The organism is Aquipseudomonas alcaligenes NBRC 14159 (assembly GCF_000467105.1).
Taxonomy (GTDB): Bacteria; Pseudomonadota; Gammaproteobacteria; order Pseudomonadales; family Pseudomonadaceae; genus Aquipseudomonas; species Aquipseudomonas alcaligenes.
Genome location: NZ_BATI01000010.1, coordinates 113,317 through 128,611 on the forward strand (window position 1 = coordinate 113,317; position 15,295 = coordinate 128,611).

The window sequence follows — 15,295 nt, forward strand, 5'->3', positions numbered from 1 at the left end:
TCAGGCCTCCAGAGCAACGGCGGTTTCGGCCAGATCACGCCATTCGGCCAGCTCCGGGATGCCCGGCTTGCGCGCGCCAAACAGCTGCACCACCAGCTCGCCGGCGGCATCGAACGCCTCGTAGCTGGTGATCACGCCGTCGCTGCTGGGCTTGCGCACACGCCACAGCTCGACCACGCCCGGCGTCTTCAGGTGCAGGTTGAACTCGGGGTCGAGCACATTGAACCAGTCGCCCATCCAGCGCAGGTTGCTCACGGTGCCGGAGTGGATCTGGATGCAGTGCGGGTTGCCAACGAACACCATGATCGGCACTTCACGCGCCCCCGCTTCTTCCAGCAGCTTGGGCAGCTCGGCGGTGGCCAGCGGCTCGGCCCAGTCGCGACCTGCAAGGCGCAGGGCCTGGGTGCGCGCCACGTCATGGCGCTTGAGCATGGCGAAGAAATGATGGGTGTCCTGCAGCTGCGCCCAGTCGGCGCGCAAGGCGGCGGCATCCACTTCGGCATCGGCACGCAGGGCCTTGGCCTCCGGCAGCGGCTGCAGGTCCAGCTCGGCGCTCTGCACCTCGGCACGGAAACGCTCGACCAGCGGCGCCCAGGCCGCCTCTTCGCTTCGCTCGGTCAGGTAGACCTTGTGCACGGCCGTGCCCTGCCGGTCGAACACCTGGATGCTGCGCTGCAGGCCGCGTTCGGTCTGCTCGGCGATGGCGAACACGCTGGCCCACTGGGTCATGAACAGGCGCAGGTCGATATCGGCGGACACCACCAGGCCCATGGCGCCGTTGGCGCTGACCGAGACCTCGCGGTAATGGCCCTTGCGCTCGTGCACGCAATGCTCGTTACGCGTCAGCGCCATGATGTAGCCCAGCTCGCCCAGGGCCGGCAGCAACTTGGCCCAGTCGGTGCGCAGGCGCACGGCATCCACGCCGAGGCGGCTGGCGGTCAGCTCGGCCTCGCTGACGCCGAGCCGGGCGGCAGCCTCGCGGGCACGCAGGCCGGGTTGTGCGGCACGCAGGCGCTGCCAGTCCTGGTAAAGATGGCTGGCATTGGAAAGGGTGATCGGCATGGTCATGGTGCTACCTCTTGGCGCTGTTTGGCGAGCACGCCCCCACCCCCATGGATACGGCGGCTCGTTCGAGTCGACGCAGGCTACACCAACAACAATCATTTTCCAATGCTTTTGAGAATTGTTTGCATTTGAAGAAAGCAATCCAGTAACGTGCTGCCCGCCAAATCCACCGGCCACCAAGAGCCATTTGCGGGAGTCATGTCATGTCCACCCCACCCTTCGCCATGCGCCCCTGGCTGGCGCTGTTGCTGCTCAGCCCATCGCTGGCGTTCGCACAGACCAGCACCGACAGCGCCACGCTCGACACCACCCTGGTCACCGGCAATGCCGTGCAGGAAGAGCTGCCCACCACCACCCGCACCGACGCCAAGACTCTGGACGAGCGCCAGATCCGCAGCTTCGACGACCTCGGCAAGCGCGCAGAGCCCGGCGTGAACTACAGCCGCACCAGCGAGAGCATCAACATCCGCGGCCTGGACCGCGACCGCGTGCTGACCACTCTCGACGGTATCCGCGTGCCGTGGCTGACCGACGGCGCGCGCAGCCAGGGCCCGACCGGCGGTGCCCAGGGCGGCCTGGACTCGATCGACTTCAACGGCCTGTCCGCGGTGGATATCGTGCGCGGCGCCAACTCCAGCCTGGTGGGCTCCGGCGCCCTGGGCGGCGCCGTGCAGCTGTTCACCCTCAACCCGGAAGACCTGCTGTCCGAGGGCAAGGACTTCGGCAGCCTGGTCAAGAGCGACTACGACAGCGCCGACCACAGCTGGGGCCTCAACGGCGCCCTGGCCGGCCGCTACCAGGACACCGCGTGGCTGCTGCAGGCCGGCCAGCGCCAGGGCCATGAGCTGGAAAGCGGCGGCGATGCCAACAGCTACGGCACCAGTCGTAGCAAAGCCAACCCGGCCGATACCGAACAGCAGAGCCTGCTGGTCAAACTGCAGCAGCGCTTCGACGGCGGCCACAAGGTCGGCTTCACCGCCGAGCTGTTCGAGCGGCAAAACGACATCGACAGCCGCACCAACCAGGGCAGCACCTACCTGATCGGCGAAAACAGCACCGAGGAACACAACAAGCGCCAGCGCCTGTCCGTCGACTACGCCTTCCAGGCCGAGGACGACCTGGGCCTGATCGACAGCGCCAACGCCATCGTCTACTGGCAGAAGCTGCGCCGCCACGACGAGCAGAACGGCGTGCGCGCCGCCGACAGCCGCGCCGCCGTGCCGGACTTCCTGTTCTTCGGCCTGCCGGGCAACCCCTACAAGTACCCGAGCGGCAACTTCGGCCGCGACAACCAGATCGAGAAAGAGCTCTACGGCGTCTCCGGCAATCTGGGCAAGACCCTCGATATCGCCGGCCTGCCGAACAGGCTGACCCTGGGCGGCGAGCTCTACCAGATCAACACCGAGCAGGTTTCCGAGGGCTACGACAACTGCCCGGGCTTCAGTATCTCGCCCAGCCATCCGATGTACATGGGCCCAGCCGCCTGCGACTTCCTGCACACCAACCAGGCCGACATGCCCAAGGCCGAAGGCACCCAGTGGGCGCTCTACGCCAGCGACGAGATCGCCTTCGCCGATGGCCGCTTCAAGCTCACCCCGGGCCTGCGCTACGACCACTACCGGCAGGACCCGAAAGCCACCGGCGACTTCGCCAACAACGTGAACCCGAGCAACGACCAGACCCTGCAGACCAGCACCGACCACAAGCTGTCCGCCAGCCTGCTGGCGACCTGGCAGGTGGCCGACGAAGCCATGCTGTATGCCCAGTGGGCCCAGGGCTTCAAGGCCCCGGACGCCACCCAGCTGTACATGAACTACGGCGCCGAAGGCAGCTACCTGCGCCTGGGCAACGCCGACCTCAAGCCGGAGGAAAGCAACGGCTACGAGATCGGCGCGCAGCTGGGCAACGACAAGCTCGGCGGCTCGCTCAGCCTGTTCGACAACCACTACAAGAACTTCATCGACGATGACGTGGCGATGAGCGCCGCCGAACTGGCCGCCATCGGCCTCAGCGCCGCCGACTACCCGATGGGCGTGACCCGCACTGAAAACCGCGCCCGCGTGCAGATCTACGGCGCTGAAGTGGCCGCGCACTGGGAGTTCGTGCCGCACTGGAAGCTCTGGGGTTCCGTGGCCTGGGCCAACGGCGAAGACCTGGAAAGCAACCAGCGCCTGAGTTCGGTGGCGCCGATCACCAGTCTGCTCGGCCTGAGCTATACGCGTGACCAGTACGGCGCCGACCTGATGCTGCGTGCTGCAGCAGCCCGCGACAAGGTGGAGAACGCAGGCGACTTCGAGGCCCCGGGCTACGGCGTGGTCGACATGACCGGCTGGTGGCAGCCCGCAGAGCTGAAAGGCGTGAAATTCCAGGCTGGCCTGTTCAACGCCCTCGACAAGAAATACTGGAACGCGCTGAACGTGCCCACCGGCACCCTGGCGCAGCCGGACGACTACTACAGCGAGGTCGGCCGCAACTTCCGCGTTTCCGCCTCCTGGCAGTACTGAGTTCCACTTCGCGCAGGGATGCGCGCCCCCACGTCCATGCGGGATAATCCCCGCTCCGGCGTGGAGATGCTCATGATTCATCTATGCGCCCCGGATGAGCTGGTCGAAGGCCAGAGCCGGGGCTTTTTCGTTGCAGGGCGCAAGGTGCTGGCGGTACGCCGCGACGGCCGCGCCTACGCCTACCTGAACCGCTGCCCGCATCGCGGCCTGACATTGGAATGGCGCGCCGACGACTTCCTCGACGCCAGCGGCAGCCTGCTGCAATGCGCCCATCACGGCGCGCTGTTCCTGATCGAAAGCGGCGAGTGCGTGACCGGCCCCTGCGCCGGACAGGCGCTGGAGAAGATCGCCTGCCACGAGGATGCCGCGGGGCTGTGGCTGACGCCCTAATCGCGCGTGTCGAACCAGTACCAGTACAGCGCCACCTCATGGGCCAGCGCCGGGTCGGCACGATAGACCAGGCGGTCGGCACCACCGAGGACGAAGCCATGCCGCTGGTACAGGCGACAGGCCGGCACATTGGTGCTCTGCGTCTCCAGGCGCACACCGGCCAAACCGCTCTGCCGCGCCCAGGCTTTCGCGAAGTCGATCAGCGCGGTGGCCACCCCCCGCCCACGCCAGGCCCGCGCGACCAGTAGCTGATCGAGCGAGGCCAGGTCGTTCCAGGAATCGCTCAGCGCCAGCATGCCGACCAGCTCATCACCCTCGCGCGCGGCAAAATACTGGGCCCCGTCCATGTCCTCCAGGTCGCCGATATAGCGCTTGAGATAAGGCTCGACCGCTCGCACGCGGAGCAACCAGTCGCCCTGCTCGAAGCCCAGGTCGTACACCTCGCGCACCTCGAACTCGTTCTCGGCCACGTCGAATGCCTGCGCCTGCCTGGCGTCCAACGGCAGAATCCGCATCAGTCCGCCACTGCCAGGCGCCGGGCCAGGCGCAGTTCGTCGGGAGCGAGTTGCACGCCGTAAGCCAGCATCTCCACCCCCGCCGCCCGCGCGTCCTGCCAGGCAGCTGCATAGGTCGGGTCGATCTCCCGTGCCACCCGCACTGCCTCGATGCCGGACAGGTTCACGCAGTACAGCAGCACCGCGCGCACGCCCTGCCGCGCCAGTGCCGCCAGTTCGCGCAGGTGCTTGCTGCCACGCTCGGTCACCGCATCGGGGAAGGCCGCCACGGCCGAGTCGGCATAACCCAGGGTCACGCTCTTGACCTCGACATAGGCCGGCCCATTGGCGAACTCCAGGAGGAAGTCGGCCCGGCTGTTCTCCGCGCCATAGCGCACCTCGCGGCGCAGCTCGGAGAAGCCGGCCAGCTCGGCGATCACCCCGGCATGCAGCGCCTCCTCCACCAGCGCATTGGCGCGCCCGGTGTTGAAGCAGGCCAGGCGCCCGTGCGGCGTCTCGCCCAGCTCCCAGGTGCCGCGCAGCTTGCGTTTCGGCTCGTCGTTGCGGCTGAACCAGACCCGCCCGCCCGGATGCAGGCAGTTGAGCATGGAGCCGGTGTTGGGACAGTGGATGGTCAGCGGCCCGCTCGCCGTCTCGATATCGGCGAAGAAGCGCTTGTAGCGCCTTACCAGCCGTCCTTCCTCCAGCGCCGGCTCAAAGCGCATCGGGACTCCAGGTCTTGAGGCCGCGGGCAATGCGCTCGACCGCCTGCTGCAGGCGCTCGACGCTCTGCGTGTAGGCGAAGCGCACATGGTGCCCGGCCAGGTGGCGGCCGAAATCCAGACCCGGGGTGAAGGCCACGTGCTCGGTCTCGATGAAGTGCCGGCAGAAGGCGAAGGCGTCGCCGCCGAAGGCGGAGATGTCGGCATATAAATAGAAGGCGCCTTCCGGCTCCACGGCGATGCGGAAGCCCAGCTCGCGCAGGGCCGGCAACAGGTAGTCGCGGCGGCGCTGGAACTCGTGGCGACGCGCCTCGAAGATCGCCAGGCTCTCAGGCGTGAAGCAGGCCAGCGCAGCGTACTGGGCCATGCTCGGCGCACTGATGTAGAGGTTCTGCGCCAGCTTTTCCAGCTCCGGCACCGCGTTCTCCGGCGCCACCAGCCAGCCCAGGCGCCAGCCGGTCATGCCGAAGTACTTGGAGAAGCTGTTGAGCACGAAGGCGTCGTCGTCTACCTCCAGCACGCTGGCCGCGTCGCAGCCATAGGTCAGGCCGTGGTAGATCTCGTCCACCACCAGATGGCCACCGCGCTGTTTCAGGCTGCCCGCCAGCGCCGCCAGCTCGTCCTTGTGCAGCAGGGTGCCGGTCGGGTTGGCCGGCGAGGCGACCAGGGCGCCGACACTGTCGCCATCCCAGTGCCGCTCGACCAGCTGCGGGGTCAGCTGGTAGCGGCTCTCCGGGCCGACCGGCACCAGCTGCGCGGCGCCCTCGACCAGACGCAGGAAGTGGCGGTTGCACGGGTAGCCGGGATCGGCCAGCAGCCAGTGCTTGCCGGGGTCGACCAGCAGGCTGGCGGCCAGCAACAGGGCACCGGAGCCGCCGGGGGTGATCAGGATGCGCTCGGGGTTGAGCGACACGCCGTAGCGCTGGGCATAGAAGCCGGCCAGCGCCTCGCGCAGCTGCGGAATGCCACGCGCCGCGGTGTAGCGGGTATGCCCGGCGGCCAGCGCGGCCTGCCCAGCGGCGACGATCGGCGCGGCGGTGCTGAAGTCCGGCTCGCCGATCTCCAAATGGATCACATCATGACCGGCGGCCTGCAGCTCGTTGGCGCGAGCCAGCAGGGCCATGACGTGGAAGGGTTCGATGGCGCGGCTGCGCGCACTGAAGGACTGGGCCATTGGCCTTCCTTTATTGAGTAAAAGAGGGGATTCTAACCAACTGTCCCGTAACCCCGTAACAGGCGAGACAACCGGGAGTAGCATCGCCGGAATCGATCTGGTAAGTTCGCCCGCTTGCAGCCGCAGGCCCGGCGCCACTTGCCGGCAAAGGAAAAGATCCTGCGCAATGGATCAGAGAGAGTGAGAGGCGGTCCCATGCCCACCAAAGCAAAACAGAACGGCAACCAGCTGATTCGTGGCTTCGAACCCTATAAAGAGAAGAAGGGCGAGGAGTACATGAGCGATCCGATGCGCGCTCACTTCACCAGCATCCTCAACAAGTGGAAGCTGGAGCTGATGCAAGAAGTGGATCGCACCGTGCACCACATGCAGGACGAAGCCGCCAACTTCCCGGACCCGGCCGACCGTGCCAGCCAGGAAGAAGAGTTCAGCCTGGAACTGCGCGCCCGTGACCGCGAGCGCAAGCTGATCAAGAAGATCGACGAGACCCTGCAGCTGATCGAAGACAACGATTACGGCTGGTGCGACTCCTGCGGCGTGGAAATCGGCATCCGCCGCCTCGAAGCCCGCCCCACCGCGACCCTGTGCATCGACTGCAAGACACTCGCGGAAATCAAGGAAAAGCAGATCGGTTCCTGAATCTGCACACGGGGCGCCACGGCGCCCCGTTTCATTTCCGGCCGCCGATAGGCGGGCTGGCATCGCGCCGCATCAATCGATAGCCTCGCGAGCATGAACGACACCCCCTATATCGGGCGTTTCGCCCCCACCCCCAGTGGCTACCTGCACTTCGGCTCGCTGGTGGCCGCCCTCGCCTCCTACCTGGATGCCCGCAGTGTCGGCGGCCTTTGGCTGCTGCGCATGGAAGACCTCGACCCGCCGCGCGAGATGCCCGGTGCGCAGGATGCCATCCTGCGCAGCCTGGAGACCTACGGTTTCGAGTGGGACGGCGCACTGGTGCGCCAGAGCGAGCGCCATGCCGAGTACGCCGCGCTGATCCAGCGCCTGTTCGCCCAGGGCCTGGCCTACGCCTGCACCTGCTCGCGCAAGCAGCTGGAAGGCACGGGCGGCATCTACCCCGGCACCTGCCGCAACGCCGGCCATCCAGATCACGATGCCGCCATCCGCCTGCGCGTGCCGGAACTGGAGTACCGCTTCACCGATCGCGTGCAGGGCGAGTTCCGCCAACACCTAGGCCGCGAAGTCGGCGACTTCGTCATCCGCCGCCGCGACGGTCTGTTCGCCTACCAGCTGGCCGTGGTGCTGGACGATGCCTGGCAGGGCGTCACCGATGTGGTGCGTGGCGCCGACCTGCTCGACTCCACGCCACGCCAGCTCTATCTGCAGGAGCTGCTCGGCCTGCCGCAGCCACGCTACCTGCATGTGCCGCTGGTCATCCAGCCGGATGGGCACAAGCTGGGCAAGAGCTACCGTTCGCCACCGCTGCCGGCCGACCAGGCACCACCCTTGCTGGTCCGCGCCCTGCGCGCACTCGGCCAGCAACCGCCGGCCGAACTGGCCGACGGCACGCCGCGCGAGGTACTGGCCTGGGGCATCGCGCACTGGGATGCCAGTCGCATCCCGCGCAGCCGCACCCTGGCCGAAGCGCAACTGCGCTGACGCTTTCCCGTCGCGGCGGGCTCCCGTACCATCCGGCCATCCCCTTCGGACCCGACCTATGTACATCTACCGACTGGTACTGATCCTGGTGGTGGGCATCTACCTGTTCTCCCCCGCCATCATGGACTGGTGGATCGACCCCAACGGCGCCTGGTACAGGCCCTACCTGCTGTGGCTGATCCTCATCGTCGTTACCCTGATCCTGCAGAGCCAGCACGATGCCGACGAGCTTTGAACTCAGTCAGCTGATCCTGATCAGCGCCGCCTACCTGCTGCTGCTGTTCGGCGTGGCCTGGACCAGCGAGAAGGGCCTGATCCCGCGCTGGGTGATCCGCCACCCGCTGACCTACACCCTGTCGCTGGGCGTCTACGCCAGTGCCTGGGCCTTCTACGGCACGGTCGGCCTGGCCTACCAGTACGGCTTCGGCTTCCTCGCCAGCTACCTGGGCGTGACCGGCGCCTTCCTCCTGGCGCCGGTGCTGCTCTACCCGATCCTGCGCGTCACCCGTACCTATCAGCTGTCGTCGCTGGCCGACCTGTTCGCCTTCCGCTTTCGCAGCACCTGGGCCGGCGTGCTCACCACCCTGTTCATGCTGGTCGGCCTGCTGCCGCTGCTGGCCCTGCAGATCCAGGCGGTGGCCGACTCCATCGGCATCCTCACCCGCGAGCCGCTGCAGGACCGCTTCGCCCTCGGCTTCTGTGCCCTGATCACCCTGTTCACCATCCTCTTCGGCGCACGGCATATCGCCACCCGCGAGAAACACGAAGGCCTGGTGTTCGCCATCGCCTTCGAATCGGTGGTCAAGCTGATTGCCCTCGGCGGCATCGGCCTGTACGCGCTGTACGAGGTGTTCGGTGGTCCCGGCGAGCTGGAGCAGTGGCTGCTGCAGAACCAGCAGGCCCTCGCCGCACTGCATACGCCGCTGCAGGAAGGCCCCTGGCGCACGCTGCTGCTGGTGTTCTTCGCCTCGGCCATCGTCATGCCGCACATGTACCACATGACCTTTACCGAGAATCTCAACCCGCGCGCCATCGTCAGCGCCAGCTGGGGCCTGCCGCTGCTGCTGTTGCTGATGAGCCTGTCGGTGCCGCTGATTCTCTGGGCCAGCCTGAAGATCGGCGCCACCACCAACCCCGAGTACTTCACCCTGGGCCTGGGCCTGGCCCTGGGCGACCGCAGCCTGGCCCTGCTGGCCTATGTCGGCGGCCTGTCGGCGTCCAGCGGACTGATCATCGTCAGCACCCTGGCGCTGTCCGGAATGGCGCTCAACCACCTGGTGCTGCCGCTCTATCAGCCGCCGGCCGAAGGCAACATCTACCGCTGGCTGAAGTGGACGCGCCGCGGCCTGATCATCGCCATCATCGCCGCGGCCTACGGCTTCTATCTATTGCTCGGCGCCGAGCAGGACCTGGCCAACCTCGGCATCGTCGCCTTCGTCGCCACCCTGCAGTTCCTCCCCGGTGTGCTCTCGGTACTGTACTGGCCGACCGCCAACCGCCGCGGCTTCATCGCCGGCCTGCTCACCGGCATCGCCGTGTGGACCCTGAGCATGCTGGTGCCGCTGGTCAGCAACCTGCAGGGCATCCACCTGCCGCTGTTCGACATCGTCTACGTGCTGGACGAGAACAGCTGGCACTTCGCGGCCATCGGCTCGCTGGCCGCCAACGTGCTGGTGTTCACCCTGGTCTCGCTGTTCACAGAAGCCAGCGATGAAGAGAAAAGCGCCGCCGAGGCCTGCACCGTGGACAATGTGCGCCGCCCGCAGCGCCGCGAGCTGGTGGCCGGCTCGCCGCAGGAGTTCGCCGCCGAGCTGGCCAAGCCGCTCGGTGCGGTGACCGCACAGAAAGAGGTGGAGCGCGCCTTGCGCGACCTGCACCTGCCCTTCGACGAGCGCCGCCCCTACGCCCTGCGCCGCCTGCGTGACCGCATCGAGGCCAACCTGTCCGGCCTGATGGGCCCCAGCGTGGCGCAGGACATGGTCGAGACCTTCCTGCCGTACAAATCGGGCAGCGAGGCCTATGTCAGCGAGGACATCCACTTCATCGAGAGCCGCCTGGAGGACTATCAGTCGCGCCTGACCGGCCTGGCCGCCGAGTTGGACGCCCTGCGCCGCTTCCACCGCCAGACCCTGCAGGAGCTGCCGATGGGCGTGTGCTCCCTGGCCAAGGACCAGGAAGTGCTGATGTGGAACCGCGCCATGGAGGAGCTCACCGGCATCAGCGCGCAACAGGTGGTCGGCTCGCGCCTGCTCAGCCTGGAGCACCCCTGGCGCGAACTGCTGCAGGACTTCATCGCCCAGGACGAAGAGCACCTGCACAAGCGGCACCTGCAGCTGGACGGCGAAGTGCGCTGGCTCAACCTGCACAAGGCGGCCATCGACGAGCCGCTGGCACCCGGTAACAGCGGCCTGGTGCTGCTGGTCGAGGACGTCACCGAGACCCGCGTGCTGGAGGACCAGCTGGTGCACTCCGAGCGCCTGGCCAGCATCGGCCGCCTGGCCGCCGGGGTAGCCCACGAAATCGGCAACCCGGTCACCGGCATCGCCTGCCTGGCGCAGAACCTGCGCGAGGAGCGCGAAGGCGACGATGAACTGGAGGAGATCAGCAGCCAGATCCTCGACCAGACCAAACGCATCTCGCGCATCGTCCAGTCGCTGATGAACTTCGCCCACGCCGGCCAGCAGCAACGCGCCGAATACCCGGTGAGCCTGGCCGAAGTAGCCCAGGACGCCATCGGCCTGCTGTCGCTGAACCGCAACAGCACCGAAGTGCAGTTCTTCAACCTGTGCGACCCGGAGCACCTGGCCAAGGGCGACCCGCAGCGCCTGGCCCAGGTGCTGATCAACCTGCTGTCCAACGCCCGCGACGCGTCGCCAGCCGGCGGCGCCATCCGCGTGCGCAGCGAGGTCGAGGAACAGAGCGTGGTGCTGATCGTCGAGGACGAAGGCACGGGCATTCCGCAGGCGATCATGGACCGCCTGTTCGAACCCTTCTTCACCACCAAGGACCCCGGCAAGGGCACCGGTTTGGGGCTCGCGCTGGTCTATTCGATCGTGGAAGAGCATTATGGGCAGATCACCATCGACAGCCCGGCCGATCCCGAGCGCCAGCGCGGAACCCGTTTCCGCGTTACCCTGCCGCGCTATGTCGAAGCGACGTCCACAGCGACCTGAGTAGTGACCTAGAACCGCCAAGGGGCCATAAGCCCGGCGGATTCGGAGACCGTCGAGAGAACATCAATGCCGCACATCCTCATCGTCGAAGACGAAACCATCATCCGCTCCGCGCTGCGCCGCCTGCTGGAACGCAACCAGTACCAGGTCAGCGAGGCCGGTTCGGTGCAGGAGGCCCAGGAGCGCTACAGCATTCCGACCTTCGACCTGGTGGTCAGCGACCTGCGCCTGCCCGGCGCCCCCGGCACCGAGCTGATCAAGCTCGCCGAGGGTACCCCGGTACTGATCATGACCAGCTACGCCAGCCTGCGCTCGGCGGTGGACTCGATGAAGATGGGCGCGGTGGACTACATCGCCAAGCCCTTCGACCACGACGAAATGCTCCAGGCCGTGGCGCGCATCCTGCGCGATCATCAGGAAGCCAAGCGCAACCCGCCGAGCGAAGCGCCGAGCAAGTCCGCCGGCAAGGGCAGCGCCGCCGCCGAAGGCGAGATCGGCATCATCGGCTCCTGCGCCGCCATGCAGGACCTCTACGGCAAGATCCGCAAGGTCGCGCCCACCGATTCCAACGTGTTGATCCAGGGCGAGTCCGGCACCGGCAAGGAACTGGTCGCCCGCGCACTGCACAACCTGTCCAAGCGCGCCAAGGCGCCGCTGATCTCGGTCAACTGCGCGGCGATCCCGGAAACCCTGATCGAGTCCGAACTGTTCGGCCACGAGAAAGGTGCCTTCACCGGCGCCAGCGCCGGCCGCGCCGGCCTGGTCGAAGCGGCGGACGGCGGCACCCTGTTCCTCGACGAGATCGGCGAGCTGCCGCTGGAGGCGCAGGCGCGCCTGCTGCGCGTGCTGCAGGAAGGCGAGATCCGCCGGGTCGGCTCGGTGCAGTCACAGAAAGTCGATGTGCGCCTGATCGCCGCCACCCACCGTGATCTCAAGACCCTGGCCAAGACCGGCCAGTTCCGTGAAGACCTCTACTACCGCCTGCACGTCATCGCCCTCAAGCTGCCGCCGCTGCGCGAACGCGGCGCCGACGTGGTGGAGATCGCCCAGTCCTTCCTCACCCGCCAGAGCGAGCGCATGGGGCGCGACAACATGCGCTTCGCTCACGATGCCGAGCAGGCCATTCGTCACTACCCCTGGCCGGGCAACGTGCGTGAGCTGGAGAACGCCATCGAGCGCTCGGTGATCCTCTGCGAGGGCAGCGATATCTCCGCCGAGCTGCTGGGTATCGACATCGAGCTAGACGACCTGGAAGACGGCGACTTCACCGAGCAGTCCCTACAACAGGGCAGCAGCGGCAACCACGAACCGACCGAGGACCTGTCGCTGGAGGACTACTTCCAGCACTTCGTGCTCGAACACCAGGACCACATGACCGAGACCGAGCTGGCACGCAAGCTGGGTATCAGCCGCAAGTGCCTGTGGGAGCGTCGCCAGCGCCTGGGCATCCCGCGACGCAAATCGGGGGCCGCTACCGGCTCCTGAGACGAGGGGCGGTGACACTTGTGTGCAGGATGAGTTCCACGCTGTTACCCCCAGACAAACATCGCGTAACAAAAGCCGGGTTCATCGGTAACGGGAACCCGGCTTTTTTCTGCCCGCGCCTCACACCGAAAAACGCTAAGTCGTTGAAAATAAAGAATTTCAAAAAACTGGCACGGCTTCTGCTTTATCTCTGGCACAACAACAATAAAAACGTTTGAAAACCCAATAATAAAAACAATACAGAACGGCTCCAGCACAACAAAAACAACAACGCGGAGGCGCAGCTAACTGATTCTTTTGGAGAGGATTTGCCTTTGGGGTTCGCCCCACGATCAGGCCGAGAACAATAAAAACTGCACTAAAGCAGAGCCCGCACTGATTGGATCCAGGATGGATCACGGCAGCATCAGCATCCAAAGCAATCCGTTTGCTCCTGGTACCCGAATTGGGCTACCGCAAACGGGCCTACAACAAAAACAACAGGCCCGACACAATAACAAAAACAAAGCACGCACCTATTTGGGGGGGAGCTCCGGCTCCCCCAGTAGCTTTACCCCTCTCGCCTTCCCCAGCCTGCCTTCTCCACCATTCTCCCTCCCGATGCTAGAATCCGCGCCATTCGTGCGGTTACCGGCAATTCCGGCCGCTTATTCCTGCAAACAGTGCCTCCCATGCTGAAAAAGCTGTTCAAGTCCCTCCGTTCACCGCTCTCGCTCAAGCGCCAAGCCCGCCCCCGCAGCACGCCCGAAGTGCTCGGCCCGCGCCAGCATTCGCTGCAGCGCGGCCAGTTCAGCCGCAACGCGGTGAGCGTGGTGGACCGTCTGCAGAAAGCCGGCTACCAGGCTTATCTGGTCGGCGGCTGCGTGCGCGACCTGCTGATCGGCGTACAACCCAAGGATTTCGACGTTGCCACCAGCGCCACGCCCGAGCAGGTACGCGCCGAGTTTCGCAACGCGCGGGTGATCGGCCGGCGCTTCAAGCTGGCGCATGTGCACTTCGGCCGCGAGATCATCGAAGTGGCCACCTTCCGCAGCAATCACCCGCAGGGCGACGACGAGGAAGACAGCCATCAGTCGGCACGCAACGAGAGCGGCCGCATCCTGCGCGACAACGTCTACGGTTCGCAGGAGAGCGATGCCCAGCGCCGCGACTTCACCATCAACGCCCTGTACTTCGACATCACCGGCGAGCGCGTGCTGGACTACGCCCATGGCGTGCACGACATCCGCAACCGCCTGATCCGCCTGATCGGCGATCCCGAGCAGCGCTACCTCGAAGACCCGGTGCGCATGCTGCGTGCGGTGCGCTTCGCCGCCAAGCTCGACTTCGAGATCGAGAAGCACAGCGCCGCACCGATCCGCCGCCTGGCGCCGATGCTGCGCGACATTCCCTCGGCCCGCCTGTTCGACGAGGTACTCAAGCTGTTCCTCGCCGGCCGTGCCGAACGCACCTTCGAACTGCTGGTCGAGTACGACCTGTTCGCCCCGCTGTTCCCGGCCAGCGCCCGTGCTCTGGAGCGCGATCCCGACTACACCGGCGACCTGATTCGCCAGGCCCTGGCCAATACCGATGAACGCATCGCCCAGGGCAAGCCGGTAACACCGGCCTTCCTCTTCGCCGCCCTGCTCTGGCCGGCCCTGCCGGCACGCGCCGCGCAACTGCAGGAACGCGGCATGCCGCCGATTCCGGCGATGCAGGAAGCCGCCCACGATCTGATCGTCGAGCAGTGCAAGCGCATCGCCATTCCCAAGCGTTTCACCATCCCGATCCGCGAGATCTGGGACATGCAGGAGCGCCTGCCGCGCCGTCAGGGCAAACGCGCCGATATGCTGCTGGAGAACCCGCGTTTCCGCGCCGGCTACGACTTCCTGCTGCTGCGCGAAGACGCCGGCGAGCAGACCGGCGGCCTTGGCGACTGGTGGACCGAGTACCAGGACGCCAGCGACAGCGAGCGTCGCGCGATGATCCGCGAACTCAACAGCCGGCCGGAAGAAAGCGCCGACGGCGCACCGGCACGCAAGCGCCGCCGTGGCGGGCGCAATCGCAAGCGCGGACCACGGGGCAATGCCCCGGCCGGCGAATAAGTGGAGCGGGTCTACATCGGCCTCGGCAGCAACCTGGCCGAGCCACTGCGGCAATTGCAGGCGGCGCTCGCCGCCATCGCCGAGCTGCCGCATAGCCAGCTGGTCACCACATCCTCCTTTTATGCCAGCGACCCACTCGGTCCGCCCGATCAGCCTCGCTACGTCAACGCGGTAGCCGCGCTGGATACCGAGCTGGCACCACTCGAACTGCTCGATGCCCTGCAGCGCATCGAGCAGGAGCAGGGCCGCGTGCGCAAGGCCGAACGCTGGGGGCCGCGCACCCTCGACCTGGACATCCTGCTGTTCGGCAATCGGCTGCTGAGCGAGGAGCGCCTGACCGTGCCGCACTATCACATGCACGCGCGCGCTTTCGTCCTCTACCCGCTGGCCGAGATTGCCCCGACCGACCTGCAACTGCCCGATGGCCGCCGCCTGGAGCAGCTGCTGGCCGCCTGCCCCTTCGAGGGGCTGGAGCGCCTGGTAACGCCGTAACAGCGCGGTAACACCCGCGATTGACTTCATGCCCCCCCATCGGGACTATAGGCGTCCCGTTGCCCCGAGGCGGTGCAGAAATCACCGCCCCA

At 66.5% G+C, this 15,295-nt stretch carries 13 protein-coding genes; 9 read left to right on the forward strand and 4 right to left on the reverse strand.

Features of this window, described 5'->3' with window-relative positions; translation table 11 throughout:
• Nucleotides 1-1,068, reverse strand: a complete 1,068-nt coding sequence (locus tag PA6_RS07985) for a hemin-degrading factor (RefSeq protein WP_021700393.1) — start codon at nucleotides 1,066-1,068, stop codon at nucleotides 1-3.
• A 200-nt stretch (nucleotides 1,069-1,268) separates the two neighbouring features.
• On the opposite strand from PA6_RS07985, the gene PA6_RS07990 reads away from it, so the two are divergent.
• Nucleotides 1,269-3,569: a TonB-dependent hemoglobin/transferrin/lactoferrin family receptor gene (locus PA6_RS07990; RefSeq protein ID WP_021700394.1), complete on the forward strand. Its 2,301-nt coding sequence runs from the start codon at nucleotides 1,269-1,271 to the stop codon at nucleotides 3,567-3,569.
• 72 nt (nucleotides 3,570-3,641) lie between these two features.
• Nucleotides 3,642-3,959, forward strand: coding sequence for a Rieske (2Fe-2S) protein (locus PA6_RS07995; protein WP_021700395.1), 318 nt, complete (start codon nucleotides 3,642-3,644; stop codon nucleotides 3,957-3,959).
• Here PA6_RS07995 and PA6_RS08000 read toward each other — a convergent pair.
• Genes PA6_RS08000 through PA6_RS08010 form a run of 3 tightly spaced genes read right to left on the reverse strand, consistent with a single transcriptional unit; the run spans nucleotide 3,956 to nucleotide 6,349 of the window.
• The gene (locus PA6_RS08000) at nucleotides 3,956-4,474 is read right to left on the reverse strand and encodes a GNAT family N-acetyltransferase (RefSeq protein WP_021700396.1); all 519 of its coding nucleotides are present in this window, start codon (nucleotides 4,472-4,474) and stop codon (nucleotides 3,956-3,958) included. The two genes, PA6_RS07995 and PA6_RS08000, sit on opposite strands and share 4 nt — an antisense overlap.
• Nucleotides 4,474-5,178: a DNA/RNA nuclease SfsA gene (sfsA, locus tag PA6_RS08005; protein ID WP_021700397.1), complete on the reverse strand. Its 705-nt coding sequence runs from the start codon at nucleotides 5,176-5,178 to the stop codon at nucleotides 4,474-4,476. Before sfsA ends, PA6_RS08000 begins: the two co-directional genes overlap by 1 nt.
• Complete coding sequence (locus PA6_RS08010; RefSeq protein WP_021700398.1) at nucleotides 5,168-6,349, reverse strand: pyridoxal phosphate-dependent aminotransferase; 1,182 nt, start codon at nucleotides 6,347-6,349, stop codon at nucleotides 5,168-5,170. Before PA6_RS08010 ends, sfsA begins: the two co-directional genes overlap by 11 nt.
• Nucleotides 6,350-6,544: 195 nt before the next feature.
• Here PA6_RS08010 and dksA point away from each other — a divergent pair, with 195 nt between their 5' ends.
• The 7 genes from dksA to folK all read left to right on the forward strand — a co-directional run bounded on the left by dksA (nucleotide 6,545) and on the right by folK (nucleotide 15,203).
• The gene (gene dksA / locus PA6_RS08015; protein WP_021700399.1) at nucleotides 6,545-6,988 is read left to right on the forward strand and encodes an RNA polymerase-binding protein DksA; all 444 of its coding nucleotides are present in this window, start codon (nucleotides 6,545-6,547) and stop codon (nucleotides 6,986-6,988) included.
• 93 nt (nucleotides 6,989-7,081) lie between these two features.
• Nucleotides 7,082-7,969 carry a tRNA glutamyl-Q(34) synthetase GluQRS gene (gene gluQRS, locus PA6_RS08020; RefSeq protein ID WP_021700400.1) on the forward strand — a complete coding sequence of 296 codons (888 nt, stop codon included), beginning with the start codon at nucleotides 7,082-7,084 and terminating at the stop codon, nucleotides 7,967-7,969.
• Between the two features lie 58 nt (nucleotides 7,970-8,027).
• Complete coding sequence (locus PA6_RS23365; RefSeq protein WP_021700401.1) at nucleotides 8,028-8,204, forward strand: hypothetical protein; 177 nt, start codon at nucleotides 8,028-8,030, stop codon at nucleotides 8,202-8,204.
• The gene (locus tag PA6_RS08030) at nucleotides 8,188-11,142 is read left to right on the forward strand and encodes a sensor histidine kinase (RefSeq protein ID WP_021700402.1); all 2,955 of its coding nucleotides are present in this window, start codon (nucleotides 8,188-8,190) and stop codon (nucleotides 11,140-11,142) included. The genes PA6_RS23365 and PA6_RS08030 overlap by 17 nt, the downstream gene beginning before the upstream one ends.
• Before the next feature lie 66 nt (nucleotides 11,143-11,208).
• Entirely contained in the window at nucleotides 11,209-12,627 is a 1,419-nt protein-coding gene (locus PA6_RS08035) for a sigma-54-dependent transcriptional regulator (protein WP_021700403.1), read from the forward strand.
• Nucleotides 12,628-13,298: 671 nt separating this feature from the next.
• Nucleotides 13,299-14,711, forward strand: a complete 1,413-nt coding sequence (locus PA6_RS08040) for a polynucleotide adenylyltransferase PcnB (RefSeq protein ID WP_021700404.1) — start codon at nucleotides 13,299-13,301, stop codon at nucleotides 14,709-14,711.
• Nucleotides 14,712-15,203, forward strand: coding sequence for a 2-amino-4-hydroxy-6-hydroxymethyldihydropteridine diphosphokinase (folK, locus tag PA6_RS08045; RefSeq protein WP_021700405.1), 492 nt, complete (start codon nucleotides 14,712-14,714; stop codon nucleotides 15,201-15,203).
• The last annotated feature ends 92 nt before the right edge of the window (nucleotides 15,204-15,295 follow it).